Annotated in this window: 27 protein-coding genes, 1 tRNA gene and 1 riboswitch; of the genes, 7 read left to right on the top strand and 21 right to left on the bottom strand. The window is 75.5% G+C overall.

The genetic code is table 11. The annotated features are described in order from the left end of the window. Positions 1–69: 69 nt before the first annotated feature. A riboswitch (glycine riboswitch) is annotated at positions 70–170 on the bottom strand. 71 nt (positions 171–241) lie between these two features. Continuing rightward, on the top strand, positions 242–1,003 hold the full coding sequence (locus KRAD_RS18560; protein ID WP_041292205.1) for a ParA family protein: 762 nt from the start codon (positions 242–244) through the stop codon (positions 1,001–1,003). A gap of 160 nt (positions 1,004–1,163) precedes the next feature. After that, positions 1,164–1,829: an SMI1/KNR4 family protein gene (locus tag KRAD_RS18555; protein ID WP_012087193.1), complete on the top strand. Its 666-nt coding sequence runs from the start codon at positions 1,164–1,166 to the stop codon at positions 1,827–1,829. 84 nt (positions 1,830–1,913) lie between these two features. Here the strand turns inward: KRAD_RS18555 and KRAD_RS18550 are convergent, their stop codons facing one another. The 12 genes from KRAD_RS18550 to hrpA all read right to left on the bottom strand — a co-directional run bounded on the left by KRAD_RS18550 (position 1,914) and on the right by hrpA (position 12,731). Then, positions 1,914–2,513 carry a MerR family transcriptional regulator gene (locus KRAD_RS18550; protein WP_012087192.1) on the bottom strand — a complete coding sequence of 200 codons (600 nt, stop codon included), beginning with the start codon at positions 2,511–2,513 and terminating at the stop codon, positions 1,914–1,916. 136 nt (positions 2,514–2,649) lie between these two features. Next, complete coding sequence (locus tag KRAD_RS18545) at positions 2,650–3,129, bottom strand: bifunctional nuclease family protein (protein ID WP_012087191.1); 480 nt, start codon at positions 3,127–3,129, stop codon at positions 2,650–2,652. 71 nt (positions 3,130–3,200) lie between these two features. Further along, positions 3,201–3,914, bottom strand: coding sequence for a transcriptional regulator FtsR (gene ftsR, locus KRAD_RS18540; RefSeq protein WP_012087190.1), 714 nt, complete (start codon positions 3,912–3,914; stop codon positions 3,201–3,203). 41 nt (positions 3,915–3,955) lie between these two features. Next, on the bottom strand, positions 3,956–4,462 hold the full coding sequence (locus tag KRAD_RS18535; RefSeq protein WP_083782121.1) for an FHA domain-containing protein: 507 nt from the start codon (positions 4,460–4,462) through the stop codon (positions 3,956–3,958). A gap of 152 nt (positions 4,463–4,614) precedes the next feature. Beyond that, on the bottom strand, positions 4,615–4,998 hold the full coding sequence (gene gcvH / locus KRAD_RS18530; RefSeq protein WP_012087188.1) for a glycine cleavage system protein GcvH: 384 nt from the start codon (positions 4,996–4,998) through the stop codon (positions 4,615–4,617). A 44-nt stretch (positions 4,999–5,042) separates the two neighbouring features. Beyond that, positions 5,043–5,819 (bottom strand): DUF881 domain-containing protein, encoded by a 777-nt coding sequence (locus tag KRAD_RS18525; RefSeq protein ID WP_012087187.1) that lies wholly within the window; start codon positions 5,817–5,819, stop codon positions 5,043–5,045. Then, positions 5,816–6,148, bottom strand: a complete 333-nt coding sequence (locus tag KRAD_RS18520) for a small basic family protein (RefSeq protein ID WP_012087186.1) — start codon at positions 6,146–6,148, stop codon at positions 5,816–5,818. The genes KRAD_RS18525 and KRAD_RS18520 overlap by 4 nt, the downstream gene beginning before the upstream one ends. Before the next feature lie 11 nt (positions 6,149–6,159). Further along, positions 6,160–7,032, bottom strand: coding sequence for a DUF881 domain-containing protein (locus KRAD_RS18515; RefSeq protein ID WP_012087185.1), 873 nt, complete (start codon positions 7,030–7,032; stop codon positions 6,160–6,162). Continuing rightward, positions 7,029–7,607 (bottom strand): cardiolipin synthase ClsA, encoded by a 579-nt coding sequence (gene clsA / locus KRAD_RS18510; protein ID WP_041292203.1) that lies wholly within the window; start codon positions 7,605–7,607, stop codon positions 7,029–7,031. Before clsA ends, KRAD_RS18515 begins: the two co-directional genes overlap by 4 nt. Positions 7,608–7,775: 168 nt before the next feature. Beyond that, entirely contained in the window at positions 7,776–8,015 is a 240-nt protein-coding gene (locus KRAD_RS18505; RefSeq protein ID WP_012087183.1) for a hypothetical protein, read from the bottom strand. 9 nt (positions 8,016–8,024) lie between these two features. Further along, positions 8,025–8,444, bottom strand: coding sequence for an Hsp20/alpha crystallin family protein (locus tag KRAD_RS18500; RefSeq protein WP_041293503.1), 420 nt, complete (start codon positions 8,442–8,444; stop codon positions 8,025–8,027). Between the two features lie 120 nt (positions 8,445–8,564). Continuing rightward, positions 8,565–12,731 (bottom strand): ATP-dependent RNA helicase HrpA, encoded by a 4,167-nt coding sequence (gene hrpA, locus KRAD_RS18495; RefSeq protein ID WP_012087181.1) that lies wholly within the window; start codon positions 12,729–12,731, stop codon positions 8,565–8,567. A gap of 188 nt (positions 12,732–12,919) precedes the next feature. Here hrpA and KRAD_RS18490 point away from each other — a divergent pair, with 188 nt between their 5' ends. From KRAD_RS18490 to KRAD_RS18475, 4 genes are read left to right on the top strand one after another with little or no spacing between them, the layout of a single operon-like run. Then, entirely contained in the window at positions 12,920–13,762 is an 843-nt protein-coding gene (locus tag KRAD_RS18490) for a DUF4397 domain-containing protein (RefSeq protein ID WP_012087180.1), read from the top strand. After that, the gene (locus KRAD_RS18485; protein ID WP_049821283.1) at positions 13,743–14,474 is read left to right on the top strand and encodes a class F sortase; all 732 of its coding nucleotides are present in this window, start codon (positions 13,743–13,745) and stop codon (positions 14,472–14,474) included. The genes KRAD_RS18490 and KRAD_RS18485 overlap by 20 nt, the downstream gene beginning before the upstream one ends. A gap of 58 nt (positions 14,475–14,532) precedes the next feature. Further along, positions 14,533–15,144 (top strand): RNA polymerase sigma factor, encoded by a 612-nt coding sequence (locus KRAD_RS18480; RefSeq protein ID WP_041293501.1) that lies wholly within the window; start codon positions 14,533–14,535, stop codon positions 15,142–15,144. After that, positions 15,137–15,961: an anti-sigma factor gene (locus tag KRAD_RS18475; RefSeq protein ID WP_012087177.1), complete on the top strand. Its 825-nt coding sequence runs from the start codon at positions 15,137–15,139 to the stop codon at positions 15,959–15,961. The genes KRAD_RS18480 and KRAD_RS18475 overlap by 8 nt, the downstream gene beginning before the upstream one ends. Positions 15,962–15,978: 17 nt before the next feature. On the opposite strand, the gene KRAD_RS18470 is transcribed toward KRAD_RS18475, so the two are convergent. From KRAD_RS18470 to KRAD_RS18450, 5 genes are read right to left on the bottom strand one after another with little or no spacing between them, the layout of a single operon-like run. Further along, entirely contained in the window at positions 15,979–16,602 is a 624-nt protein-coding gene (locus KRAD_RS18470) for a cysteine hydrolase family protein (protein ID WP_012087176.1), read from the bottom strand. Then, the gene (locus tag KRAD_RS18465; RefSeq protein ID WP_012087175.1) at positions 16,602–17,678 is read right to left on the bottom strand and encodes an LLM class flavin-dependent oxidoreductase; all 1,077 of its coding nucleotides are present in this window, start codon (positions 17,676–17,678) and stop codon (positions 16,602–16,604) included. The genes KRAD_RS18470 and KRAD_RS18465 overlap by 1 nt, the downstream gene beginning before the upstream one ends. Continuing rightward, on the bottom strand, positions 17,675–18,772 hold the full coding sequence (locus tag KRAD_RS18460) for an ABC transporter substrate-binding protein (RefSeq protein WP_012087174.1): 1,098 nt from the start codon (positions 18,770–18,772) through the stop codon (positions 17,675–17,677). The genes KRAD_RS18465 and KRAD_RS18460 overlap by 4 nt, the downstream gene beginning before the upstream one ends. A 23-nt stretch (positions 18,773–18,795) precedes the next feature. Continuing rightward, positions 18,796–19,557: an ABC transporter permease gene (locus KRAD_RS18455; RefSeq protein ID WP_012087173.1), complete on the bottom strand. Its 762-nt coding sequence runs from the start codon at positions 19,555–19,557 to the stop codon at positions 18,796–18,798. Continuing rightward, the gene (locus tag KRAD_RS18450) at positions 19,554–20,405 is read right to left on the bottom strand and encodes an ABC transporter ATP-binding protein (protein WP_012087172.1); all 852 of its coding nucleotides are present in this window, start codon (positions 20,403–20,405) and stop codon (positions 19,554–19,556) included. The genes KRAD_RS18455 and KRAD_RS18450 overlap by 4 nt, the downstream gene beginning before the upstream one ends. 125 nt (positions 20,406–20,530) lie before the next feature. On the opposite strand from KRAD_RS18450, the gene KRAD_RS18445 reads away from it, so the two are divergent. Then, on the top strand, positions 20,531–20,866 hold the full coding sequence (locus KRAD_RS18445; protein WP_012087171.1) for a YnfA family protein: 336 nt from the start codon (positions 20,531–20,533) through the stop codon (positions 20,864–20,866). An 82-nt stretch (positions 20,867–20,948) separates the two neighbouring features. On the opposite strand, the gene KRAD_RS18440 is transcribed toward KRAD_RS18445, so the two are convergent. The 4 genes from KRAD_RS18440 to cmk form a co-directional block, all read right to left on the bottom strand. Next, positions 20,949–21,025 (bottom strand) — tRNA-Pro (locus KRAD_RS18440). 58 nt (positions 21,026–21,083) lie between these two features. Continuing rightward, positions 21,084–22,574: a ribosome biogenesis GTPase Der gene (der, locus tag KRAD_RS18435; RefSeq protein ID WP_012087170.1), complete on the bottom strand. Its 1,491-nt coding sequence runs from the start codon at positions 22,572–22,574 to the stop codon at positions 21,084–21,086. Continuing rightward, on the bottom strand, positions 22,571–23,326 hold the full coding sequence (locus tag KRAD_RS18430; protein ID WP_012087169.1) for a lysophospholipid acyltransferase family protein: 756 nt from the start codon (positions 23,324–23,326) through the stop codon (positions 22,571–22,573). The genes der and KRAD_RS18430 overlap by 4 nt, the downstream gene beginning before the upstream one ends. Further along, positions 23,323–24,114, bottom strand: a complete 792-nt coding sequence (gene cmk, locus KRAD_RS18425; protein ID WP_012087168.1) for a (d)CMP kinase — start codon at positions 24,112–24,114, stop codon at positions 23,323–23,325. Before cmk ends, KRAD_RS18430 begins: the two co-directional genes overlap by 4 nt. Between the last annotated feature and the right edge of the window lie 18 nt (positions 24,115–24,132).

The raw sequence follows: 24,132 nt of genomic DNA, 5'->3' as shown, positions 1-24,132 counted from the left end.
GGTCGACGGGTGGTGCTGACCTCCCCGTCTGTCACCCACCCGTGGACGCGGGTGCGCTCCAGACCGGCCTGATCCCGTGTGGTCCTTCCGCCTGAGAGGTTCCGGGGATGTTGCCCCTTCGGCGCCCGGGTCGGACGTGGTCCGACCCGGATCTCTCCCACACGAGCTGAACGGCCGTGCTTGCTGCGGCGCCAGTGTACGGGACCCTCGGCGAGGCGGCCGGGAGGATAGGTTGTGCGCCGTGATCAGCCTCGCCGTCTGCAGCGCCAAGGGTGGGGTGGGCAAGACCTCCGTCGTCCTGGGACTGGCCTCGGCCGCCCTGCACCGCGGGACCAGCACCCTCGTCGTCGACCTCGACCCGCAGGCCGACGCGACTTCCGGCCTGGACGTCATCGCGCAGCGCGAGCACGACGTGGCCGCGGTGCTGCGGACCCCGAAGCGCCGCGTGGCCGAGGACGCCGTGGCCCCCAGCGGCTGGGTCGACGACCAGCCCGGGCTGCTCGACGTCCTCACCGGTTCCGACGCCTCCGCGGACCTGGACGCCCCCGGGTCGGACGAGGAGGCGTTGACGGCGCTGCGCCGCGCGCTGCGCAAGCTCGACGACCACGACCTCGCGCTGCTGGACACCCCGCCCTCCCTCAACGGGCTCACCCGGTCCGCCTGGCGGGCGGCGGACGCGGTGCTCGTGGTGTCCGACGCGAGCCGGTTCTCGGTGGCCGCCGTGGACCGGACGCTGCGCGAGGTGCGGGCCCTGCGCAACGCCCCGCGGGTGGTGGGGATCCTCGTCAACCGGTTCGTCCCGCGCTCGGGGGAGCAGCGCTTCCGCTACGAGGAGCTGCAGTCCCTCTTCGGCGACCTGGTGCTGGAGCCCGTGCCGGACCGGGTGGCGGTGCCGCAGTCGCAGGGCGCCGGGGTCCCGCTGCACGCGCTGCGGACCCGCCCGGCGCAGGCCGTGGCCGGGCAGTTCGACGCGGTCCTGGACCGGGTGCTGCTCCAGGCCTGAGGGGACCGCGCGGGGCCGGGGGGAACCGCGCGGGGCCGGGCGACGTCCGAGGTGCGGGACACCCGGTGATCGCCTACCTTCATTCCACCGGTGTGCCCGGCGTCGGTCCCGTGGACGCCGCCCCGTTCCCCCGCGCAGTCCGCGGGCCCTAGGAGGTTCCGTGACACCCAACTCCCCCGTCGACCGCCACCACGTGGTCCGCGCCGCCCGCCGCGCCCCCGCCGCGGCCCCCGCGGCCCGCGTCCCCGCGCCGGACCCCGAGGCCGACCGCGTCACGCGGACCGTCGAGCGCCTGCGGGCCCAGTGGACCCGCTGCGGCGCGGACATCGCCGCCCACCTGCGTCCCGGCGTCGACGAGGCGCGGCTGGACGCGGTGGAGCGCCAGCTGGGTCTGCTGATGCCGCGGGGGGCGCGGGCCTGGTGGCGCGCCGTCGACGGGGTGGACCCGGTGCGCACGGCCTACCGCACCAGCGCCCCCACCGTCGGTCCCGGCGGGTGGGTGCCCCTGACCCTCGACGAGGCCGTCCGCCGCGCGAGCGGCCGGGGCCCGGGTCTCGCCGCCCCGCCGGCGCTCCTGCCGCTGTTCGCCCGCGACGAGGAGCTCATCGCGGTGCGCCTGGGCTCCAGCCGGACCGTCGTCGAGCTGGTCGTGGTGTCCGAGGACGGCGAGGGGTACCAGCACTCCTGGCGCGTGGGTCTCGACGAGCTGCTGGGCACCTGGGCCGACGCGATGCTGGCGGCGGTGCACTGGCTGCCCGACGCCCACGACTGGGTCACCGACCCCTTCGCCCTCCAGGCCCTGCCCCGGGCGGAACTGCTCGACTGAGCGCGACCGGGTCCCCACCGGGCCGGTGACCCCGTCCCGGTGGGCGGGGCACCGCGGCCGCCCGGGACCGGGCGGTGGGGTTCCTCAGACGGCCTTGCGCGCCGCGCGGCGGCGGGAGAGCTCGTCGGCCAGGACCATGGCCGTCTGACCGGGGTCGCGGGGGGCGGGGCGCTCGCTGGGCAACGAGGCGAGCTCCCCCTCGACCTCGCGCCAGACCCGGCCCACGGCGATGCCGAAGACCCCCTGCCCGCCCTGGACGAGATCTATGACCTCGTCCGCCGAGGTGCACTCGTAGACGCTGGCGCCGTCGGACATGAGGGTGATCTGGGCCAGGTCGTCGACCCCGCGCTCGCGGAGGTGGGTCACCGCGGTGCGGATCTGGTGCAGCGAGACCCCGGTGTCGAGCAGGCGCTTCACGACCTTGAGCACCAGGATGTCGCGGAACCCGTAGAGGCGCTGGGACCCGGACCCGGAGGCCCCGCGGACACCGGGTTCGACCAGGCCCGTGCGGGCCCAGTAGTCGAGCTGGCGGTAGGTGATGCCGGCGGCCTTGCACGCGGTCTGCCCGCGGTAGCCGACCTCCTCGTCGAGGTCGGGGAGGTCCTCGGAGAACAGCAGCCCCTGGGAACGGGCTGGTGGGGTCGACTTGTGCGACGACCCTGCGACTGCGTCGCCACTGCTCACGCCGGCCTCCTCGTCATCGCCACCCGTCGAAGGTTCGACCGGGAGCATCCTGCACACTGACCGTAGAAGAGCACCCCCGGAGCGTCAACGAGACGCGCGGCGCGGCGCGGACCGTGACCTTTCCGTGACCCGCGCGTCAGCGCTCCCCGGACCCGGACTCGAAGTCCTCGGGCGAGATGTGGTCGAGGAACTCGCGGAACTTCTCCACCTCGTCCTCGTCCTCGTCGGGGACCGGGACGCCACCGGAGTCCAGCACCTGCTCGGCGCTGACGATGGGGCAGCCCACGCGCAGGGCGAGGGCGATCGCGTCGGAGGTCCGCGAGCTGACCGTGAGGCCACCGTCGAGGACCAGCTCGGCGAAGTAGACGTTGTCCTCGACCGCGACGATCCGGACCTCCTCCAGACGTCGGCCGACGGCCTCGATGACGTCCTTGAGGAGGTCGTGGGTCAGCGGACGGGGAGGGACCACACCCTGCTGGGCGAAGGCGATGGCGCTCGCCTCCGGGGCCCCGATCCAGATGGGCAGGTAGCGGTCGCCGTCCCGTTCGCGCAGCAGCACGATCGGGTTGTTGGAAGGCATCTCGACCCGGACGCCGATGACATCGAGCGCGCGCACCCGTTCACCGTACCCCGCCCGCGGCGCGGCGCGACGCCGGACCCGGACGACCCGGGCCCGGGTGGGCGCGGTCAGCGGCCGGAGCGGCCCAGGGCGCCCGCCACGAGGGCCGTGTGCAGGCGCAGGCAGGCGGCGGCGATCTCCCGGGCCACCTGGTCGGCCCGGTCGGCGCTCTCGCCCGAGGAGCGCTGCCCCAGCCGCTGCAGCGGCGCGGCGACCTGCTCGGCCAGGGCGACCTCGCGGTCGGCGGCGGTGCGGAACATCCGCAGGTGCCGGGCCTCGATGCCGTGCGCGGCCAGCGCCGCGGCCGCGCGCAGCACCTCCAGGGCCTCCCCGTCGTACCAGGGGCCCCCCGGGGCCGGGGAGAGGACGCCGTACCCCTCCAGGGCGTCCAGCAGGGCGGCCTCGACGCCGGACTCCCGCAGCAGCTCGGTGCGCGTCAGGCGCAGGTTGGCCGCGTGCCCGTCGAAGCGGCCGGCCCCGGCCACGGGCGGGGCGAGGGCGATCTCGGGCACCCGCGGCGCGCTGCCGGGCTGCTCGGAGGGCTCCAGACCCCGGTCCAGGGCCTGCAGGTTCTCCCGGATGACCTTCAGCGGCAGGTAGTGGTCGCGCTGGGCGGCCAGGACGTAGCGCAGGCGGTCGACGTCGTCGGAGGAGAACTTCCGGTACCCCGCGGCCGTGCGCCCGGGCTCGACGAGCCCCTGCTCCTCGAGGAACCGGATCTTGGAGACGCTGACCTCGGGGAAGTCCGGCGACAGGATCGCCATGACCTCCCCGATCGTCATCCGCGGGGCGCTGGGGTCCAGGGAGCGCGCTCCCGCCGGGCTCACTGCCCGGCCTGCTGCGGCACCCGGGGACTGGGGTGGAAGTCCATCCGGTACTTGCCGATCTGCACCTCGTCGCCGGCGGCGAGGACGACGTCGTCGATGCGCTCGCGGTTGACGTAGGTGCCGTTGAGGCTGCCGACGTCGCGCACCCGGAACCCCGGGCCGGTCGACGGGTCGGGGGCCCGCAGGAACTCCGCGTGCCGCCGCGAGACGGTGACGTCGTCGAGGAAGATGTCGCTGGTCTGGTGACGGCCGGCGGAGGTCCGCTCGGCGTCGAGGAGGAACCGCGACCCGGCGTTGGGGCCCCGCCGCACGACCAGCAGCGCCGACCCCGCCGGCAGCGCGTCGATGGCCTCCCGGTCGTCGCTGGTGAGACCGCGCTCGGCGCTCTCGTGCACCTCCGGGACCACGAGACCCGCGAACGACATGGTCGAGTCGACCGGCCGCTCCTCCGGGGCTCCCTCGGGAGTCGTCCCTCCGTCCGGGGACGTGCCCGACGCGGACATCGACACCACCTCTCACGCTGGCAGAGCACGTGATCGGCCGCGACGGGGCTCACCCCCGCCCGCGGACGGTCACGCTCGGAACTTCGAGGATCACCCTAGCCGTGCCGACCCGGCGGGGCAGCCCTCCGGGTCGACACGCGGGTGACGGGCGCTCAGCCGGCGTGGGCGGCGTACGCCTCGGCGTCGAGCAGGCCCTCGACCTCGGCGGTGTCGGAGGGGGCGATGGTGAACATCCAGCCCTCGCCGTAGGGGTCGGTGTTCACCAGGTCCGGACGCGTCTCCAGACCGGGGTTGTGCCCGGAGACCGTGCCGGAGACCGGCGCGGTGATCTCGCTGACGCTCTTGGTGGACTCCACCTCGCCGCACGCGCCGCCGGCGGTGACGGTCTCGCCCTCAGCGGGCAGCGAGACGTAGACGACGTCCCCGAGGGCGTCCTGGGCGTGGTCGGTGATGCCGACCCGGACGGTGCCGTCCGCCTCGACGCGCACCCATTCGTGCTCGCTGGTGTAGCGGAGGTCGGCGGGGACGTTGGACATGCGGGGGGTGGCTCCTCGGTTCGGGGCGGGTGGTCGGGCCGGTCTCAGCCGTTGCCGGTGGAGGGTCCCGGTGACGCCGGGCGAGCGTACTGAGGCGCGGAGAGGGCGTGCAAGGCGCTGATCCGCACCTCGCCCCCCGCCCCGTCGCCCCCGGCGGTGCGCACGTCCAGGTCGGCTCCGGCCGAGCGCAGCGTCTCGCGGACGCCGCCGGGGATGTCCAGCGCGGTGGACAGCGTGTCGGGGTCCCCGATCACGTTCACCACGTAGGGCGCGCGCTCGGTCGTCCCGTCCACCAGCACCCCGCCCGCGGCGTCGGTGAAGGCCGTCCCGGCCACCACCCGGGTGCCGCCGACCTGGATGGCCTCGGCCCCGGCGTCGCGCAGCTCCTGCACGAGCTGGATGAGGTGGGTGGAGCGGACGGCGCCGGCGGGGTCGCCGACGGTGGCGACGATGCCCGGCCCGTGCGCGGGCAGGGTGCCGGCCAGCAGGCCGTACTCCCGGGCCCGCTGCTGCGCGGCCTCGGCCGCGGCGCGCGCGGAGTCGGAACCCTCGGTGAGCTCGCGGCGGGTGGCCTGCAGGCTGCTGAGCTCCTCCTCCAGGCGGTCCCCGCGCTCGGTGGTGTCGTCCAGGATCCGGACCAGGTCGGCCTCGCGCAGGTCGTCCAGGCCGGAGGTGTCGGTCTGGCGGACCTGCACGACGACCCCGAAGCCGAGGGCGGCGCAGAGGAGCCCGGCCAGCAGCTGCGCGCGGGTGGCCCGCGGCGCGCCGGCCCGCCACAACCGCCGCCACGGCGAACGGCGGGGGCGCGGCTGCTCGCTCACGCGTTCAGCAGGTGCCGGCGGATGGCCGCGGCGTTGGAGAAGATCCGCACCCCCAGCACCACGACGACGCCGGTGGACAGCTGGGACCCGACGCCGAGCTGGTCGCCCAGGTAGACGATGAGCGCGGCGACGACGGCGTTGGACAGGAACGAGACGACGAACACCTTGTCGTCGAAGATCCCGTCCAGCACGGCCCGCAGGCCCCCGAAGACGGCGTCGAGGGCGGCGACGACGGCGATCGGCAGGTAGGGCTGCAGGAACACCGGCACCTCGGGGTGCAGCAGCACGCCGGCGACGATCCCGACGACGAGTCCCAGGGCGGCGATCACGTGGGGGAACCCTACTGCGCGTCCGCCCGCGCGAGCCTCAGGTCGAGCCTGGGCGCGGCGGGCAGGGTCAGCGCGTCCTGCGCGGAACGGGTGGTGACCTCGGCGGGGATGTCGTAGTTGTCCCGCAGCACCTGCAGGTAGCGGCCCGCCACCGAGGTGGCCAGACCGGTCTCCAGCGCCGCCGGGTCCCCGATCGCGGAGATCGTGTACGGCGGGGTCAGGGGGCGGTGGTCGACGAGGACGGCCTCGCCGGCGGCCCGGATCGAGGACAGCGAGCTCAGCCGCTGCCCGTTGACCGCCACGGCCTCGGCGCCGTTCTGCCACAGGCCGTTGACGACGATCTGGACGTCGCGGTCCACGACCCGCCCCGACGTGGTGACCCCGTCCGAGCCGGCCGAGCCGTCCTCGGGGGCGTCGTCCAGGACGACCTGCAGCCCCGGGCCGGTGACGGCGGTCGCGGCGGCGGCCACGGCGAGCCCCTCGGCGCGGGCGTCGGCGGAGGCCGCCGGCGCGCCGCCGAGCGCGGCGGCCAGCTCGGCGTTGCCGGCCTGCGCCTGCGCGACCTGCGCGGTGAGGCGGTCGGAGCGGGTGGTGGCGTCGTCGATGCGCTGCAGCAGCGCCTGCCGGCCGCGGTCGGCGGCCGGTTCGGCCGCGGCGGCCCGCGCGCCGGCGACGGCGAGCAGCGCACCGATGGCCAGCAGCGCCAGCCAGGTCCCCCCGCGCCCGGCGCGCGAGCGCGGGGCGCCGCTCTCGGCGCGGCGGCGCGCCGCGGCCGCGTACCCGGGGTCGAGCGGGCGGGTCATGACCTCGGTCAGCAACGCCGTGCTGGCCGCGGGGTCGCGCCCGGCGGGTTCGCGCCCGGCGGGGCCGGGTCCGCGCGTCACGGGCGCTCGCTCCGCCGCAGCCGCACGAGCTGGACGAGGTAGAGGACCCCGGCCCACCAGTACAGCCCGGTGCCCCACAGCGCCAGGGCCCAGCCCACCGCGCCGGCGGGCCCGGCCAGGGTGGTCGACACCTCCGCCAGCAGCAGCAGCGGGAAGGCGCCGAGCAGGCAGAACGTGCCGGCCTTGCCCAGGAAGTGCACGGGCAGCACCGTGTGACCCATCCGGGCCAGCACGGGCACCGTCGCCACCAGGACGAGGTCGCGGGCGAGCAGCACGACCACGAGCCACCAGGGGACGAGGTCGCGGTGGGCCAGGCCCAGCAGGGTGGTGAGGATGTAGAGCCGGTCGGCGAAGGGGTCCAGCACCTGCCCCAGGCGGGTCACCTGGTTCCAGCGCCGGGCCAGGTTGCCGTCGAGGTAGTCGCTGGCGCTGCTGACGACGAGGACGAGCAGGGCCCACCCGTCGCGGCCGCCCAGGATCAGGACGGCGAAGACCGGCAGCAGCAGCAGCCGCAGGAGGCTGAGGCCGTTGGGGATCGTGAGCACGCGGTCGCTGACGACGTGCCCGCTCGCCACCACCGTCGTCCCCCGTCCCCGCTGCCGCCCGTGCCCCGAGCGTGCAGCCTACGGGGACCCCCCGCCGGGCCGTCGGCGCGGACGGCGGCGGGTCCCGGTGGGCCCGGTCGCGTCCGGGTGGGCGCGACCGGGCCCGTGGAGCTCACCGCCACGCCCCCGCGGGTCCCGTCACGGGGGCGAGCGCTCCCGGCGGGGCGGTCTGCGGTCCCCGGCCCCGGCCACCGCCACCGGCGGGCGCGGTGGCACCGGGGGGTGGGGACCGGGGCGGACGACGTCGGTCGGGGTGTCGAGGAGGGTCGCCACCAGGGCGCGGAACTCCTCCTCGACCTCGTCCTGCGACCACCCGTCCAGCCCCGCGGCCGGCCGGTCCTCGCCGGGGCGCCGTCGTTCCTGCACGAGCACGCCCACGGGGACCCCTCAGGTGGAGATGGCCTGCGGCTGCTCGGCCGTCTCGACGGCGATGCGTCGCGGCTTGGCCTTCTCCGCCACCGGGACCCGCAGCGCGAGGACACCCGCCTGGTAGTTCGCGGTGATCCGCTCGGTGTCCAGGTTGTCGCCGAGGATCAGCTGGCGGCTGAACACCCCGCGCGGACGTTCGGCCGCGACCATCTCGGCCGTGCCCTCGTGCACCGGGCGCTGGGCCCGGACGCTGAGGACGTTGCGTTGGACGTCCAGCTCGATGCTGGACGGGTCGACCCCCGGGAGGTCGAACTCGACGACGAACTCCTCGCCGCTGCGCCAGGCGTCCATCGCCATGAGCGCGGGCCGGGCTGTCGTCCCGAGGACCTGCTGGGTGAGCCGGTCGAGCTCCCGGAAGGGATCAGTGCGCATCAACACGTACACCACCTCCAGTGCGAGAGAAGGAGATGCGCTGCCGATCGGGTCACCGGCCGGGCCGGTGCCACACCTCAGATCTAGCACTCCGACGGGTCGAGTGCAAGACCTCGGCGGAACTCCTCAGGGGAATTCCGCCAGCGCCTTGAGCACGCGCTCGTCGCTGACCGGGTGGGCCGTGGGGATCCCCGGGGCGAACTTCTGCAGCCGCAGCTCCTCCAGCGTCCAGCGGATCCGCGCCAGCTCCGGGGGGACCGGTGAACCGGCGCGCGCCAGCCGCTTCCGGTGCTCCTCGCGCACCCGGGCGAACTCCGCCATCCGCACCCGGTCCCGCTGCGGGTTCTCCGGCATCGTCGCCAGCCGGCGGTCGATCCCCTGCAGGTAGCGCAGCAGGTCCGGGAGCCGCTCGACCCCGGTCTCGGCGACGAACCCCGCGTGCACGAGACCGGTGAACTGCTCGCGGACGTCGGCCAGGGAGGGCACCAGCGCGAGGCTGCTGGTGCGGGAGATGTTCTTCTCCACCGCGGCCGCGGTGCGCAGCACCCGCAGCGTGCGCTCCACCGCCGTGGCCGTGAGGTCGGCGTAGCGCGGCGACACCCGCTCCAGCAGCCGCCGGAACTCCCCCGCCGTGCGGACCTCGCCGCCGCGGGCCTCGTCGAGCAACTGCGCCGCGGCGGCCTGCGCGCAGTCGGCGACGACGGCGCCGGCGTCGGCGTGCGGAGCCCGGGCCAGCAGCAGCTTCGCGTCGTTGGTGAGAGCGTCCTGGACGCGGCGCGCCGGGGACGGCAGGGCCAGCACGAGCAGCCGCAGCACCCCCTCGCGGTGGGCGACGGCGGCCCGCGCGGCGTCGGGGAAGGTCCGCAGGCCGACGGTGGTGCCCTCGTCGACCAGCGCGGGGTAGGACGTGACGTCGCTGCCGCGCACGACGCTGGTGTGGGTCGGGGGGACCTCCTCGGGCAGGTCGGCCCACGAGGTGGCCCCGGTGCGCTGCACGTCGTCGGCGGCGGCGGCGAGGGTCTCGACGACGGCGGTCTCCAGGGAGGCCCGCAGCCGGGGGAAGTCCTTGCCGGTGGCCAGGACCGACCCGTCCCCCGCCAGCACCCGGAACGTGGGGCGCAGGTGGGCGGGGACCTTCGTCCAGTCCACGTCCTCGGCGTAGATCTCCGTCCCGTCGCCCAGCCGGGGCATCTCGGCCTCGAAGGCGGGCCAGAACCGGTCCACGTGGGGCCGGACCCGCTCCAGGAACCGGGCGGCCTTGTCGGGCGCCGGGGCGAGGTTCTTGCGCAGCTCCTTGGGCAGCGCCCGGATCATCGCGGTCACCAGGTCGTGGCGGAACCCGGGGACCTGCCACAGCAGGTCCCGGTCGTCGAAGCGGTTGACGACCTCGACGGGCACGTCCACGGTCAGGCCGTCGGCGGGCGAGCCGGGGTCGAAGACGTAGTCCAGGGCCAGCTCCAGGTCCCCCTGGCGCCAGACGCGGGGGAACTGCTCCTCGCTCACCGCGTCGTCCTCGGTGACCAGCATCGCCGGGTCGAAGGTCAGCAGGTCCGGGCGCACCCGCCGCTCGTCCTTCCACCACGCGTCGAAGTGGCGGCCGGAGACGACGTCGGCGGGGACGCGGGCGTCGTAGAAGGCGAAGAGCACCTCGTCGTCGACGACGATGTCGCGCCGCCGGGCGCGGTGCTCCAGCTCCTCCGCCTCGGCCAGCAGTTCCCGGTTGCGGTGGAAGAACTCGTGCCGGGTCTCGAAGTCCCCCTCCACCAGGGCGTGGCGGATGAAGAGGTCGCGGGCCAGTTCGGGGTCGACGCCGCCGTAGGGCACGCTGCGCCCGGCGACGATCGGCACCCCGTAGAGGGTGACGCGCTCGGTGGCGATCACCGCGGCGCGCTTGCGCGACCACCGGGGTTCGGAGTAGCTGCGCCGCACGACGTGCGCGGCCAGCGGCTCGATCCAGCGCGGGTCGATGGCGGCGACGACGCGCGCCCACAACCGCGACGTCTCCACGAGCTCGCCCGCCACGACCCAGTCCGGGCTGCGCCGGCCCAGCGAGGACCCCGGGGAGACGGCGAACTTCGCCCCCCGGGCGCCGGTGTACTCCACCTGCTGCCGGCCGGTGGGCCGGCTCTCACGGCGTCCCCCGGTCCTCGCCCCGGCCTTGGCGGTGTCCTCGCGGACGTCCTTCAGCCCGATGTTGCCCAGCAGCCCGGCCAGCAGCGAGCGGTGCACCGCGTCGGCGTCGTAGCCCGGCGCGGGGAACAGCTCGTCCTCGCCGAGCTCGGCGGGTTCGCGGACCTCGACGGAGAACCTCAGGTCCCGGGTCACCCGGCGCAGCTGGGAATAGGTGTCCTGCCACTCCCGGATCCGCAGGAAGTGCAGCATCTCGGCCTTGACCCGGCGGCGGAACGCCGAGGAGGACAGGTCGCGCTGCAGGTGCTGCAGGTAGGACCACAGGTTGAGGTAGGTGAGGAAGTCGGACTGCTCGTGGCGGAACCGCGCGTGCAGCTGCGCGGCCTGCTCGCGCTTCTCCAGCGGGCGTTCGCGCGGGTCCTGCACCGACAGCGCCGCCACGACGACGAGGACGTCGTGCAGGCAGCCGTTGCGCTGGGCCTCCAGCACCATCCGCCCCAGCCGCGGGTCGATGGGCAGCCGGGCGAGGTCGCGCCCGGTGGGGGTCAGGCGGGGGACGCCGCGGTCGCCCGGGCGGGCGTCCTCCAGCGCGCCGAGCTCGGCCAGCAGGGCGAGGCCGTCGGTGATCGCGCGCGGCTCGGGGGGTTCGACGAACGGGAACGCGGCGATGTCGCCGAGCCCGAGGGAGGTCATCTGCAGGATGACCGCGGCGAGGTTGGTCCGCAGGATCTCGGGGTCGGTGAACTCCGGGCGCGACTCGAAGTCGCTCTGGGAGTAGAGCCGGATGCAGATGCCGTCGGCGACTCGGCCGCAGCGGCCGGCCCGCTGGTTGGCCGAGGCCTGCGAGATCCGCTCGATGGGCAGCCGCTGCACCTTCGTGCGGTGGCTGTAGCGGGAGATCCGCGCGGTCCCGGCGTCCACGACGTAGCGGATGCCGGGGACGGTCAGCGAGGTCTCGGCGACGTTGGTGGCCAGCACGATCCGGCGGTGGGCGGCGGTCCGGAACACGCGGTGCTGCTCCTCGGCGGACAGCCGGGCGAACAGCGGGAGGATCTCCGTGCCGCGGAACCCGCGCTCCTTGACCAGGTCCGCGAGCGCGTCGGCGGTGTCGCGGATCTCCCGCTCGCCGGGCAGGAACACCAGGACGTCGCCGGGTCCCTCGGCGGCGAGCTCGCGCACGGCGTCGAGGATGCCCTCGGTCTGGTCGCGGTCGTCGCCGACGAGGTCGTCGCGCTCGTCGAGGGCGTCGCCCTCCTCCTCGTCGGCGGGGCCGAGCAGCTCCTCGGCGAGCTCGGCCGCCAGCAGCGGGCGGTAGCGCACCTCCACGGGGTAGGTGCGCCCGGAGACCTCGAGGATCGGCGCCCCGCCGAAGTGGCGGGAGAACCGCTCGGGGTCGATCGTCGCGGAGGTGATGACGAGCTTCAGCTCGGGCCGGCGCGGCAGCAGCCGGGCGAGGTAGCCGAGCAGGAAGTCGATGGTCAGGCTGCGCTCGTGGGCCTCGTCGATGATGAGGGTGTCGTACTGGAGCAGTTCGGGGTCGCGCTGGATCTCGGCCAGCAGGATCCCGTCGGTCATGACCTTGACGAGGCTGTCCTCGCCGACGGTGTCGGTGAAGCGCACGGCGTAGCCGACGCTGCCGCCCAGCTCGGTGCCGAGCTCCTCGGCGACGCGTTCGGCCACCGCGCGCGCGGCGATCCGCCGGGGCTGGGTGTGCCCGATCCGCCCGCGCAGCCCGCGGCCGATCTCCAGGCAGATCTTCGGCAGCTGCGTCGTCTTGCCCGACCCGGTCTCGCCGGCGACGACGATCACCTGGTGGTCGCGCAGCGCGGCGGCGATGCGGTCCTTCTCCTGGCTGACCGGCAGCTGCTCCGGGTAGCGCAGGGCGGGGACGCTCGCGGCGCGGGCGGTCACCCGCTGCTCGGCGGCGACCGTCTGCTGCTCCAGGGCGGGCAGCTCCTCCTCGAAGGCCTCCACCGGGCGCCGGGCCAGGCCCGCCAGCCGGCGGCGGAGGCGGTCCTCGTCGCGCAGGGAGACCGCGCGCAGCCGCTCGGCGAGGGCGCTGGCGCGCGGGTCGGCGGGCAGCGCCCCGGGGGCGGAGCCCGGGCGGGAGCGGACGGGGGTGCGGGAGGCGGGGCGGGAACGCCGCTGGGAGGACCGGGACATGACCGGTCGAGTCTAGGCGGCGGTCCGGCACCCCACCGGTCGGCGACCACCGGCGCCGGGCGGGCCCCGGACCCCCGGGGAGGAGACCGGGGAGAAAACCCGAGCCGGGTGCATCCGTCGACCGCCCCCGGGCGGAAGGAGGGGGTGACGGGCCGCACCGCGCGGCCCGAGACCCTGGAGGAGAACCGATGCGCACCGCCCGCAGCACCGCCGCTCTCGTCGCCGCACCGATGATCGCCCTCGCCGTCCCGGTGGCCGTGGTCGCCACCGCGGGCACCGCGGCCGCCGCCACGACCGGCACGGCCACCGTCTCGATCCTGCACGCCGTCCCCGGGCTGACCGTGGACGTGTACGCCAACGGCCAGGCCCTCGTGCCCGGCTTCACCCCGGGGACCCTGACCGACCCGCAGCAGCTGCCCACGGGCAGCTACGACCTCGCCGTCTACCCGGCCGGGGCGGACCCGGCCACCACCCAGCCGGCGATCTCCGCGAACGACGTGCAGGTCCCCGCCGGGGCGAACGTCACCGTCGTGGCCCACCTGAGCGCCGAGGGCGCCCCGACGCTGACGCCGTTCGTGAACACGCCCGCCGACCTGGCCGCGGGGCAGGCCGAGCTCACCGTCCGCCACGTCGCGGCCGCGCCGGCCGTGGACGTGCGCGCCGGCGGTCAGCCCGCGCTGACCGGGCTGACCAACCCGAACGAGGCCAGCGCCACCGTGCCCGCCGGCACGGTCAGCGCCGACGTCGTCCTCGCCGGGACCGACCAGGTCGCGATCGGCCCGGCCGACCTGACCCTGCCCGAGGGCACCGAGACGGTCGTCTACGCCTGGGGCTCGGCCGCGGACGGGAACCTCGCCCTGGCCACCCAGCAGATCACCGCCGGTGCGGGTGCTCCCACCGGCGTCCCGTCCGGTTCCGGCGGCGGGGCCCAGGACGGCCTGCCCGGCTGGGTGGCCGGCGCCGGCGCGCTCACGCTCGCCGGTGCGGGGGTCGCCGCCGTCGCCTCCCGGCGTGCGCGCGCCGCGGCCTGAGGCGCGCCGGGACGGGGGCGCACCGGTCCCGGTGCGCCCCCGGGCCGGGGTCCGCGCCGTCCTGGCGTGCGCGCTGGCCCTCGTCGGGGTCCTGCTGATCGCCGGGTGGTGGCTCGCGCGCCCGGCGGCGGGGTTCGGGACGCCCCTGCCGGCGCCGCCCGCCGCCGCTCCCGCTCCCACCGCCCCCGCGCTCGCGCCGGGGCCGGTGGTCACCGCGGCCGTCCCGGCGCCGGTGGGGCGCCGGGACGCGGCTCCCGTCCCCGCGGCCCCCGAGCCGGTCCCGGTGCGCCTGGAGGTGCCCGCCCTCGGGGTGGACGCTCCCGTCGTCCCGGTGGGCGTGGACGGGGCGGGGGCGCTGGCCGTGCCCGACGACCCCCGCGTCGTGGGCTGGTACCGGTGGGGCCCGGTCCCGGGCGAGGCGGGCAACGCCGTGCTCGCCGGGCACGTCGACACCCGCGACGCGGGGCCCGGTGCCCTCTTCGACCTCCAGGACGTGGCGGACGGCATGCTCGTGCGGGTCACCTCCTCCGACGGGAGCGTCTCCGAGCACGCGGTGACGGCCCGGCGCAGCTACCCCAAGGACGAGCTGCCCACCGGTGAGCTGTTCGCCCGGCAGGGGCCGCCGCAGCTGGTGCTGGTCACCTGCGGCGGCGACTTCGACCCCCGGACGGGGACGTACGAGGACAACGTCGTCGTCACGGCGCGGGCCTGAGCCCGTGGGAGGGCCCGCCGGGCTGGCGCCGGGGGTCGGGACCCCTACGGTGGGGCCCGTGAACCCCCGGCCCGACCCGTCACCGTCACGGGCGGCAGCCGCCTGGACCGACCCGGCGTCGTGGGACGACGCCGCGGTCGGCCGGGCGCTGGCCGCCGGGGACGAGCGCGCCCTGCGGGAGGCGTTCACCCGCTGGGCCCCGCTGGTCAACGGCCTCGCCCGGCGCCGGCTGGAGGAGACCGACGCCCAGGACGTGGTGCAGGCGGTCTTCGTCTCGGCCTGGCGCTCGCGGGAGCGCTTCGACCCCGAGCGGTCCTCGCTCCCGGCGTGGCTGGTGGGCATCGCCCGCCACCGCATCGCCGACGCCCTCACCACCCGCTACCGGCCCGAGGTCCTCACCGACCCCGAGCAGCTGCACGGCGGGGACGCCACCGTGGTGCTGGAGCCCGCGCCGCAGGACACCGCGACCGACCGCGTGGTCCTGCTCGCCGAGGTGGACGAGCTCGGGGAACCCCAGCGCACCCTCGTGCGGATGGCGTTCTTCGAGGACCTGACCCAGACGCAGATCGCCGAACGCACCGGTCTGCCCGTGGGTACCGTGAAGAGCCACCTCCGGCGGTCCCTGCGCCGGTTGCGTTCGCGCCTGGAGGACGACCGTGCCGATGGATGAGTCCACCCTCCCCGAGGGCGGTCACCTCCCCGAGGACACCGCCGTGCTCGTGGCCCTGGGCGAGGACGTCCCCGCGGAGGTCGACGCCCACCTGGCGGGGTGCGCGGTGTGCCGCGACGAGGTCGCCGCCTGGTCGCGGGTCGTCGGCGCGGCCCGCTCCGAGGACGTGGTGGAGCCGGTGCCGGTGCCCGCGGGGACGTGGGAGGGCATCGCCCGCGAGCTCGGTTTCGACCCGCTCACCCCCCGTGCGCCGTCCCCCGCGCCCGCCGGCGGTCCCGAGCCGGTCGCCCCGGTCGTGCGACCGCTGCGGCGGGAGCCCGGGCGCACCGCGCCCCGCCGCCGCTGGCTCCCGGTCGCGGCGGCCGCGGCCGTCGGCCTGGGCCTGGGGGTGCTCGGCACCCGGCTGGCGGCGGACCCGCCCACCCCCACCGCCGCGCCGCGGCCGGTGGTGGTGTCCTCGGCGGCGCTGGGCCCCCTGCCCGGCCAGGACCCGGGCCCCGCCCGCGGCACCGCCGACGTCACCGAGCAGGACGGCACCCGGCGGCTGGAGCTGCGGATCTCCGGCGTGCCCGCCCCGGTGGACGGGTTCCTCGAGGCGTGGCTGCTCGACGCGGACGGCGGGCTGGTGTCGCTGGGGACCCTCGACGGGGGCACCGCGGACGCCGGCGCGGTGACCGCGGTGACCACGGTGACGCTGCCCGCCGACCTCGACCTGGACCGCTTCGCCGTCGTCGACGTCTCCCGCGAACCGCTGGACGGGGACCCCGGCCACTCCTCCGACAGCGTGCTGCGCGGGACGCTGTCCGTCGGCGCCTGAGCGGCCCGGCGCCGGGCTCACCAGAGGGCGCGGACCTCGTCGAGGTCGGCGACGACGGCGCTGTGCAGGGACAGGACGTGCAGGGCCGCGTCGTGGGCGCGGCGGTCGTGGGCGGCGGTGGCGTCGGCCAGGACCACCGTGCGGAAGCCGTGGGTGAAGGCGCTGCCGGCGGTCTCCAGCACGCAGCAGTCGCTGGTCAGCCCGGCGACGGCCAGCCACTCGACCCCGCGCTCGCGCAGCCGGTCGGCCAGGCCGGTGCCGGCGAACCCGTCGTAGGTCCGCTTGGTGAGGACGAGCTCGCCGTCGGCGGGTTCCACGGCGTAGCCCTCGGCGCCGGGTGTCCCCTCGACGCAGGGTTCCCACGCGGTGGGCCAGTCGTCGCCGGGTGCGAGCCCGCGGAACCAGTTCGACGCCTCCCAGGGGTCGGTGGGCGGCACCCGCAGCCGGACCCAGACCACGGCGGTGCCGGCCGCGCGCGCGGCGGCGACCGCCCGGACGATCCCCCCGACCGCGGCGGCCACGTCGGCGCGGGCGGGCCCGGGGAGGTCGGTGAGGAACGCCGGGTCGGCGAAGGAGCGCTGGACGTCGACGACGAGCAGCGCCCCGCGCCGGCCCGCCAGCCGCGGCAGCCGGGGGTCCATCAGGACTCCGCGCGCAGGGTGGGCAGGACCAGTTCCCCGAAGGCGGGCAGGTCCTGCAGGTAGTCGGGGAAGATCAGCATGAGCCCGTCCAGCCCGGTCTCGTGGACGTGGGTGAGGACCTGCTCGGCCACCGACGCCGGTCCGCCCACGACGACGGCGGTCTGGAACGCCTCGTGGGCCTCGTCCCCGGCCGTCATGGACATCGCGCGGTCCAGCGGCAGACCCCACGACAGCTTCATGTTGGTGATGGCCTCGGCGTCGTAGCCGCGGCCGTGCTCGCGGAACCTCGCCTCCGCCGCGGCGTCGGTCTCGTCGAGGACGACGGTCAGCATGGCGTACGTCCTCAGCGAGCGCCCCCGCTCCGCGGCCAGCGCCTTGACGTGCTCCCCGGCGGCCCGCAGCCCGGGCAGGTCCTCGGCGGTGAGGAAGGACCCGTCGCAGTGGGCGGCCTGGAACCGCAGGCCGGCCTCCGAGCGCCCGGCGGAGACGAGGGTCGGGCGCCGGGACGGGTGGGGCCGGGACTGGCAGTCGTCGAGGGTGAAGAACTCCCCGTGCGCGGTGACGGAGTCCTCGCTCCACAACCGCTGGACGAGGTGCAGCCACTCCTCGGTGTAGCGGTAGCGGTCGTCGTGGCTGAAGTCCGAGCGCCACTGCCCCATCTGGGAGAACTCGTGCTCGTAGGCGCCGACGACGACGTTCATGCCGCACCGGCCGTCCGAGACCTGGTCGAGGGTCGCGAACATCTTGGCGACCAGGGCGGGGTGGAAGAGGTTGGTGTGCACCGTCGCCCAGACCTTCACCCGCTGGGTCGCCTCGGCCAGCGCCGACATCATCGTCATCGACTCCAGGGTCTCGCCCCAGTGGTCGGTGCGGCCGCCGTAGCCGCGCCACTTCGCCATCGACATCACGAAGTCCAGCCCGAGGCGGTCCGCGGTCAGCGCGGCCTCGCGGTTGTAGGCGTAGGTGGCCCGCGGGTGGGGAGCGGTCTCGGACATGATCCAGCCCCCGTTGCCGATGGGCAGGAAGATGCCGTACTCCGTCGCGGCGGCGGCGGGGGACGCGGGGGACGCGGTCACGGGACGGGCCAGACGAGCTGACCGTCCGCGTGGAGCGAGGTCACGAGGTCGGGCACGACGAGTTCCCCGAGGTCGGGGACGGAGGGGATCTGGCCCATCCGCACGAGGAAGTCGCCCTCGGTCTGCAGGGAGGCGACGTCGACCTGCCCCAGCACCTGCCCCGCCGGCAGGGAGTCGTCGACGAGCTTCGACTCGGTCTGCCACACCTGCACGTTGTGGTCGGTGTCGTACCCGGCCTGGGAGAGGGCCGCGGCGTCGGCGACGCACTCGGCGGCGTGCTCCTCGCAGTACGCGTAGGCCTTGAGCTGGGCACGGAGGAAGTCCTCGACGGCGCTGCGGTGCTCGGCGAGGAAGCCGGGGTTGACGATGGTCGTGGCGATGGACCCGGGGACGCCGTAGTCCTCGGGGTTCCACAGCGTCACCTGCTCCCCCTTCGCCTCCAGGGTCAGCGGTTCGTTGGACTTGTACCCCGTCAGCGACTGCACCTGGCCGCGGACCAGGACGGTCGGGTCGTAGCCCACCACGACCTGGGTGATCTTCGAGACGTCGACGCCGGCGGCGCGCAGCATGGCCTCGATCGTCACCGGCAGCGCCCCCTTCTGCCCCAGCGTCGTCCCCTCGAGCTGCTTCAGGTCGGTGACGTCGGGGCGGGTCATGAGGGTGGCGACCGGGACGTGGCCGAAGGTGGCGACGGCCTGCACGTCGACGCCGTTGGACACGTTGACGAGCACGTCGGAGTTGCCCGCGATGGAGGAGATCTGCGCCGTGCCGGCCGCGACGAGCTGGGCGTTCTGCGCGGTCTCCCCCGTGCCCGGCTGGATCTCCACGTCCAGGCACACCGCGTCGAAGTAGCCCAGCGCCTGCGCCGCGATCGGCTCCAGGATGCCGACGGAGGACTGGTACTGGTAGCCGGTGACGTAGGTGACCTTCCCCGCCGCCTCGTTCTGCGCGCACCGCTCGGGCGAGACGGCGGAGCCGCGGCTGCCGGTCGGGGTGGAGCCGCCGCCGGCCCCCGGCTCGTCGGAACCCCCGCACCCGGCGAGCAGGAGGGCGAGGGCCGCGCCGACGGCGAGGGGGGTGCGCAGACGGGTCACGGGGATCTCCTGGGGTCGGTTTCTCAGCGGTTCTGCGACTCGTGCCAGGACAGCGCACGACGTTCGACGGTGGTGACGAGCAGGAGCAGCAGCGATCCCATGGCGGCCAGGCAGGCGATGGCGGCGAACACCCGGTCCAGCTGGGAGTTCGAGCTCGCCACGCTGATGAGGGTCCCCAGCCCGGACTGGGCGCCGGAGGCGGAGAACTCCGCGACGATCGCCCCGACGAGGGAGAGCGGGAACACCACCCGCAGCGCGGAGAACAGGTAGGGCAGCGCGCTGGGGAACCGCAGCCGCAGCAGCACCTCCGCGCGCGACGCGTCGACGGTCCGGAACACCTGCAGGACGTGCCGGTCCACCGACCGCAACCCGGTGACGGTGTTCATGAGGACGGGGAAGAAGGTGATGAGGCCGGTCACGACGTACTTCGGCGTCATGCCGAAGCCGAAGGCGACGACCAGCGCGGGCGCGATGGCGACGACGGGGGTGACGCTGAGGATCACCGCCAGCGGCATCGTCGCGCGCCACAGCAGGGCCGACTCCGCCACCAGCACGGCGACGAGGACGGCGACGAGCGTGCCCAGCGCCAGCCCGACGAGGGCCTCCTGCAGGGTGGTGGCGGCGTTGGCGAGGTAGAGGTCGGGGTTCTCCACGAACTGGCGTCCCACGCTGGGCAGCGTGGGCAGGACGTAGGGGTTGTCCCGCGCCACCCACGTCCACAGCAGCCCGGCGACGACGAGGGCCAGGACGGTGGGGAGCCAGAACCGGGGGTGCGCGAACCTCACGCGGCGCCCCTCGCGGGGTCCAGCGGGTCCCAGGCGCGCCCGAGGATCTCGCGGATGCGGTGCTCGTGGTCGTGCATGTCGGCGGAGTCCAGCAGCCCGTGGTGGCGGGGGCGGTCGAGACCGACGTCGACGACGCCCGCGATGCGCCCGGGCCGGGCCGCCATCACCACGACGGTGTCCGAGAGCAGCACGGCCTCGGCGATGGAGTGGGTGACGAAGACGACGGTGGTCCGCAGCTCCTGCCACACGTCGAGCAGCTGCAGCTGCGCGGACTCGCGGGTGAACTCGTCGAGGGCGGAGAACGGCTCGTCCATGAGCAGGACCTGGGGTTCGAGGGCGAACGCGCGCGCGATCGCCGTCCGCTGCTGCATGCCGCCGGACAGCTGACCGGGGCGGCGGTTCAGGACGTCCCCCAGACCGAGGCGGGTCAGCAGCGCGACGGGGTCGGAGGCCAGGCCCGAGCGGGCGGGGGCGGCCGCGCGCCGCCGGCGGGCGGTCCCGGAGCGGTTGACCTTCTCCAGCAGGCGGACGTTGCCCAGGACGTCCAGCCACGGCAGCAGCGCGGGCACCTGGGGCACGAAGCCGATCATCTTGTCCGCGCGCGCCTCGGCCGCGCTGCGGCTGCAGATCCGCACCTGCCCCCCGTCGGGCTCCTCGAGCCCGGCGACCAGGCGCAGCAGGGTCGACTTGCCGCAGCCGGAGGGCCCGATGACGCTGACGAACCGGCCGCGGGGGACCTGCAGGTCGACGTGGTCGAGGGCGTGGACGGTGCCGTCCGCGGACGGGTAGGTCTTGCAGGCGTCGTGGACGGCGACGAACGGCGCCTCGGACGGCTCCTGGCAGGACATGCGCTGACCCTACTCAAGGCCCGGCGGCCCCGGACTCCCCGTCCCCGGCGCGCGGGCCCCTCGGGGGCCCACGCGGCCCCGTGCGGGCCGCAGGAGCACCGAGCAGGGCCCGCTAGCGTTCCGGCGTGGACGTCCTGCGCTCGATCGCCCTCTTCGTGCTGGCCGCCCTGCTGGAGATCGGCGGGGCCTGGCTGGTCTGGCAGGGGGTCCGCGAGCACCGCGGCCTGGCCTGGATCGGCGCCGGCGTCATCGCGCTGGGCCTGTACGGGTTCGCCGCGACGCTGCAGCCGGAGGCGCAGTTCGGCCGGGTCCTCGCCGCCTACGGCGGGGTCTTCGTCGCCGGCTCGCTGCTGTGGGCCGCCGTCGTCGACGGCTACCGCCCCGACCGCTTCGACGTCGCCGGGGCGCTGGTGTGCCTGGTCGGGGTCGGGATCGTCATGTACGCCCCCCGCCCCTCCTGACGCCGCCCCCGGGCGGTCCGGGAACGACGGAGGGGCCGGACCCTCTCGGGTCCGACCCCTCCGTGCTGACCTGCGCGAACGCTGGTCGGGCTGACAGGATTTGAACCTGCGACCCCTTGACCCCCAGTCAAGTGCGCTACCAAGCTGCGCCACAGCCCGATCGACCCGAGGGTCGACCACCCGGCCCCGTTCCTCGCGGGCCGGGTAGAACCTTACCTCATCGCTTGCGCTTCTCCCGCACCCGCACGCTGACCTCGATGGGCGTGCCCTCGAAGCCGAACTCCTCGCGCAGCCGGCGCTCGAGGAAGCGGCGGTAGCCGGCCTCCAGGAAGCCGCTGGCGAAGATGACGAAGCGCGGCGGGCGGGTCGAGGCCTGGGTCCCGAAGAGGATGCGCGGCTGCTTGCCCCCGCGCACCGGGTGCGGGTGGGCGGCGACGATCGAGCCCAGGAACGCGTTGAGGCGCCCGGTGGGGATGCGCATCTCCCACGAGGCCAGCGCGGTGTCGATGGCCGGGACGAGGCGCTCCATGTGCCGCCCCGTCTGCGCCGAGACGTTCACCCGCGGCGCCCACGGGATCTGCACGAGCTCCTTCTCGATCTCGCGCTCGAGGTAGTGCCGGCGCTCCTCGTCGGTGAGGTCCCACTTGTTGTAGGCCACGACGAGGGCGCGCCCGGACTCCACGACGGTGGAGATGACCCGGATGTCCTGCTCCGCGATGGGCACGCTGGCGTCGACGAGGACGACGGCCACCTCGGCCTTCTCCAGGGCGGTCTGGGTCCGCAGCGAGGCGTAGAAGTCGGCGCCCTTGGTCAGGTGCACGCGGCGGCGGATGCCCGCGGTGTCCACGAAGCGCCAGGTCCGCCCGCCGAGCTCGATGATCTCGTCGACGGGGTCGCGGGTGGTGCCGGCCGTGGGGTGGACGACGACCCGCTCCGAACCGGCGAGCTTGTTGAGCATCGAGGACTTGCCGACGTTGGGGCGTCCCAGCAGCGCGACGCGGCGCGGACCGCCCTCGGGGATCAGCCCCCCGCCGACGGCGGAGACCGCGGGCAGCGTCTTGACCGCGGCGTCGAGCGCGTCGCCGGTGCCGCGGCCGTGCAGCGCCGACACCGGGTGCGGCTCGCCCAGGCCGAGGCCCCACAGCTCGGTCGCGAGGGCCTCCTGGCGCGGGCCGTCGACCTTGTTGGCGATGAGCGTCACCGGGCGGCCGGACCTGCGCAGCAGGCGCACGACCTGCTCGTCGCTCGCGGTCGCGCCAACGGTCCCGTCGACGACGAACATCACGGCGTCGGCGAGCTCGATGGCGAGCTCGGCCTGGTCGGCGACGGCGAGGTTCAGGCCCTCGGCCTTGGCCTCCCAGCCGCCGGTGTCGACGAGGGTGAAGTCGCGCCCGGCCCAGTTGGCCGGGTAGGCGACGCGGTCGCGGGTGACGCCGGGGACGTCCTCGACGACGGCCTCGCGCCGGCCGATGATGCGGTTGACCAGGGTCGACTTGCCCACGTTGGGCCGGCCGACGACGGCGAGCACCGGCAGCGGGCCGGTGGGTGCGTCCTCCTCGCCCTCCAGGCCGTCGGACTCGAGGAGCTGGACGTCCTCGGGCGAGAGGTCGTAGTCCTCGAGGCCGACGCGCAGGGCGCGCTCGACGTTCTCGTCGGGGTGCTGCGGGGTGCTCTCGGGGATGTCGGGGTTCTCGGGGGTGCTGCTCACCGGGTGCCTCCTGGCACGTCGTCGGACGTCATCTCGCCGAGCCCCAGCTCGTCGGCGCCGTCCTGGTCTTCGGGTAGTTGGATGCCGGTGCGCTGCAAGGAGTCCAGCACGTGGCTGGACAGCTCCACCCGGACGCGTTCGACGGCGTTGGCCAGGGCGGTCCGCCCGGGCACCCCGGGTTCCTTGACGACCGTGAAGGGTTCGCCGAAGCAGAACGTCAGCTTGCGCCGCAGGGGCGGCAGCGACCGGGGGGGCTCGCCGCGCAGGTGGGCGCCGAGGCAGGCGACGGGCACCACGGGGGCGCCGGACTGCAGCGCGATCCAGGCGATGCCGCTGCGCACGCTGGCCGCGTCGCCGCGCCCGCGGGTCCCCTCGGGGAAGACCCCCGCCGCCCCGCCGGCGGCGAGGACCGCCAGCACCGACTGCAGCGCGTCGCGGTCGCCGCGGGTGCGGTCGATGGGGATCTGACCGGCCTGCAACAGGGCCCCCCCGACGAAGCGCGTCAGCAGCGAGCCCTCGAACATCTCCTTCTTGACGAGGAAGTGCGCCCGCCGCGGGGTCACGCCGTACAGCAGCGGCCCGTCCACGATCGAGGCGTGGTTGGCCGCGAAGAGGACCGGACCGGTGGTGGGCACGTTCTCCGCACCCAGGACGCGGGCGTTCCAGACGCCGTGGGCGAGGAGCTTCCCGACCGCCCGGGTCCAGGCCTGCGGCGGGCCGGGGTGCTCCCCGCCCACCGGGGCCCGGTTCACGCCCCGCCCCCGGCGGCCCGGGTGACGACCTCGAGGACGGCCGCCACGGTCCCGTCGAAGTCGAGGTGGGTGGAGTCCACCGTCACGACCCCGTCGGCGGCGGTGGTGAAGGCCGTGGTGCGGGAGTCGACGCGGTCGCGCTCGACCACGGCGCGGCGGGTGGCCTCCACCGCCGCCTCGTCGGCCGTGCCGAGGTCCTGGCGGGCGCGGCGGGCCAGGCGCACGCCCTCGTCGGCGGTGAGCAGGATCCGCACGTCGGCGTCGGGGGCGACGACCGTGGTGATGTCGCGCCCCTCCGCGACCACCCCGGCGCGGCGGCCGGGCAGCGGCGCGGCGCACGCGGAGTCGATGAGCGCCCGCTGCCGCAGCACGAGGTCCTGGCGGACGGCGGGGACGGAGGCCACGGCGCTGACGCTCGCGGTGACCTCGTCGGTGCGGACGGCCTCGGTCAGGTCGGTCTCGGTGCCGTCGGCCGCGGCGACCGCGACGGTCGGGGCGGCGGGGTCGGTGCCGACGACCAGGGCGGTGGCGCGCACGTGCGCGGCGACCGCGGTGCGGTCGTCCAGGTCGACGCCGTCGCGCAGCGCCGCCCACGTCACCGCGCGGTACATCGCGCCGGTGTCCAGGAAGGCGACGCCCAGGGCGCGGGCGGCGGCCCGGCTGACGCTGGACTTGCCACTGCCGGAGGGGCCGTCGACGGCGACCACGAGCGCGGTGGTCACGACGGGCACGTCGTCGGGGGTGGTGGTGGACGCGACGGGGCCACGATCGGCGGACGAGGAGGACACCGCACGAGGTTAGTCGAC

The sequence above is a fragment of the Kineococcus radiotolerans SRS30216 = ATCC BAA-149 genome (assembly GCF_000017305.1).
GTDB lineage: Bacteria > Actinomycetota > Actinomycetes > Actinomycetales > Kineococcaceae > Kineococcus > Kineococcus radiotolerans.
Note: the sequence above shows the minus strand (reverse complement) of the source record. Positions and strands in the feature narration are given on the sequence as shown.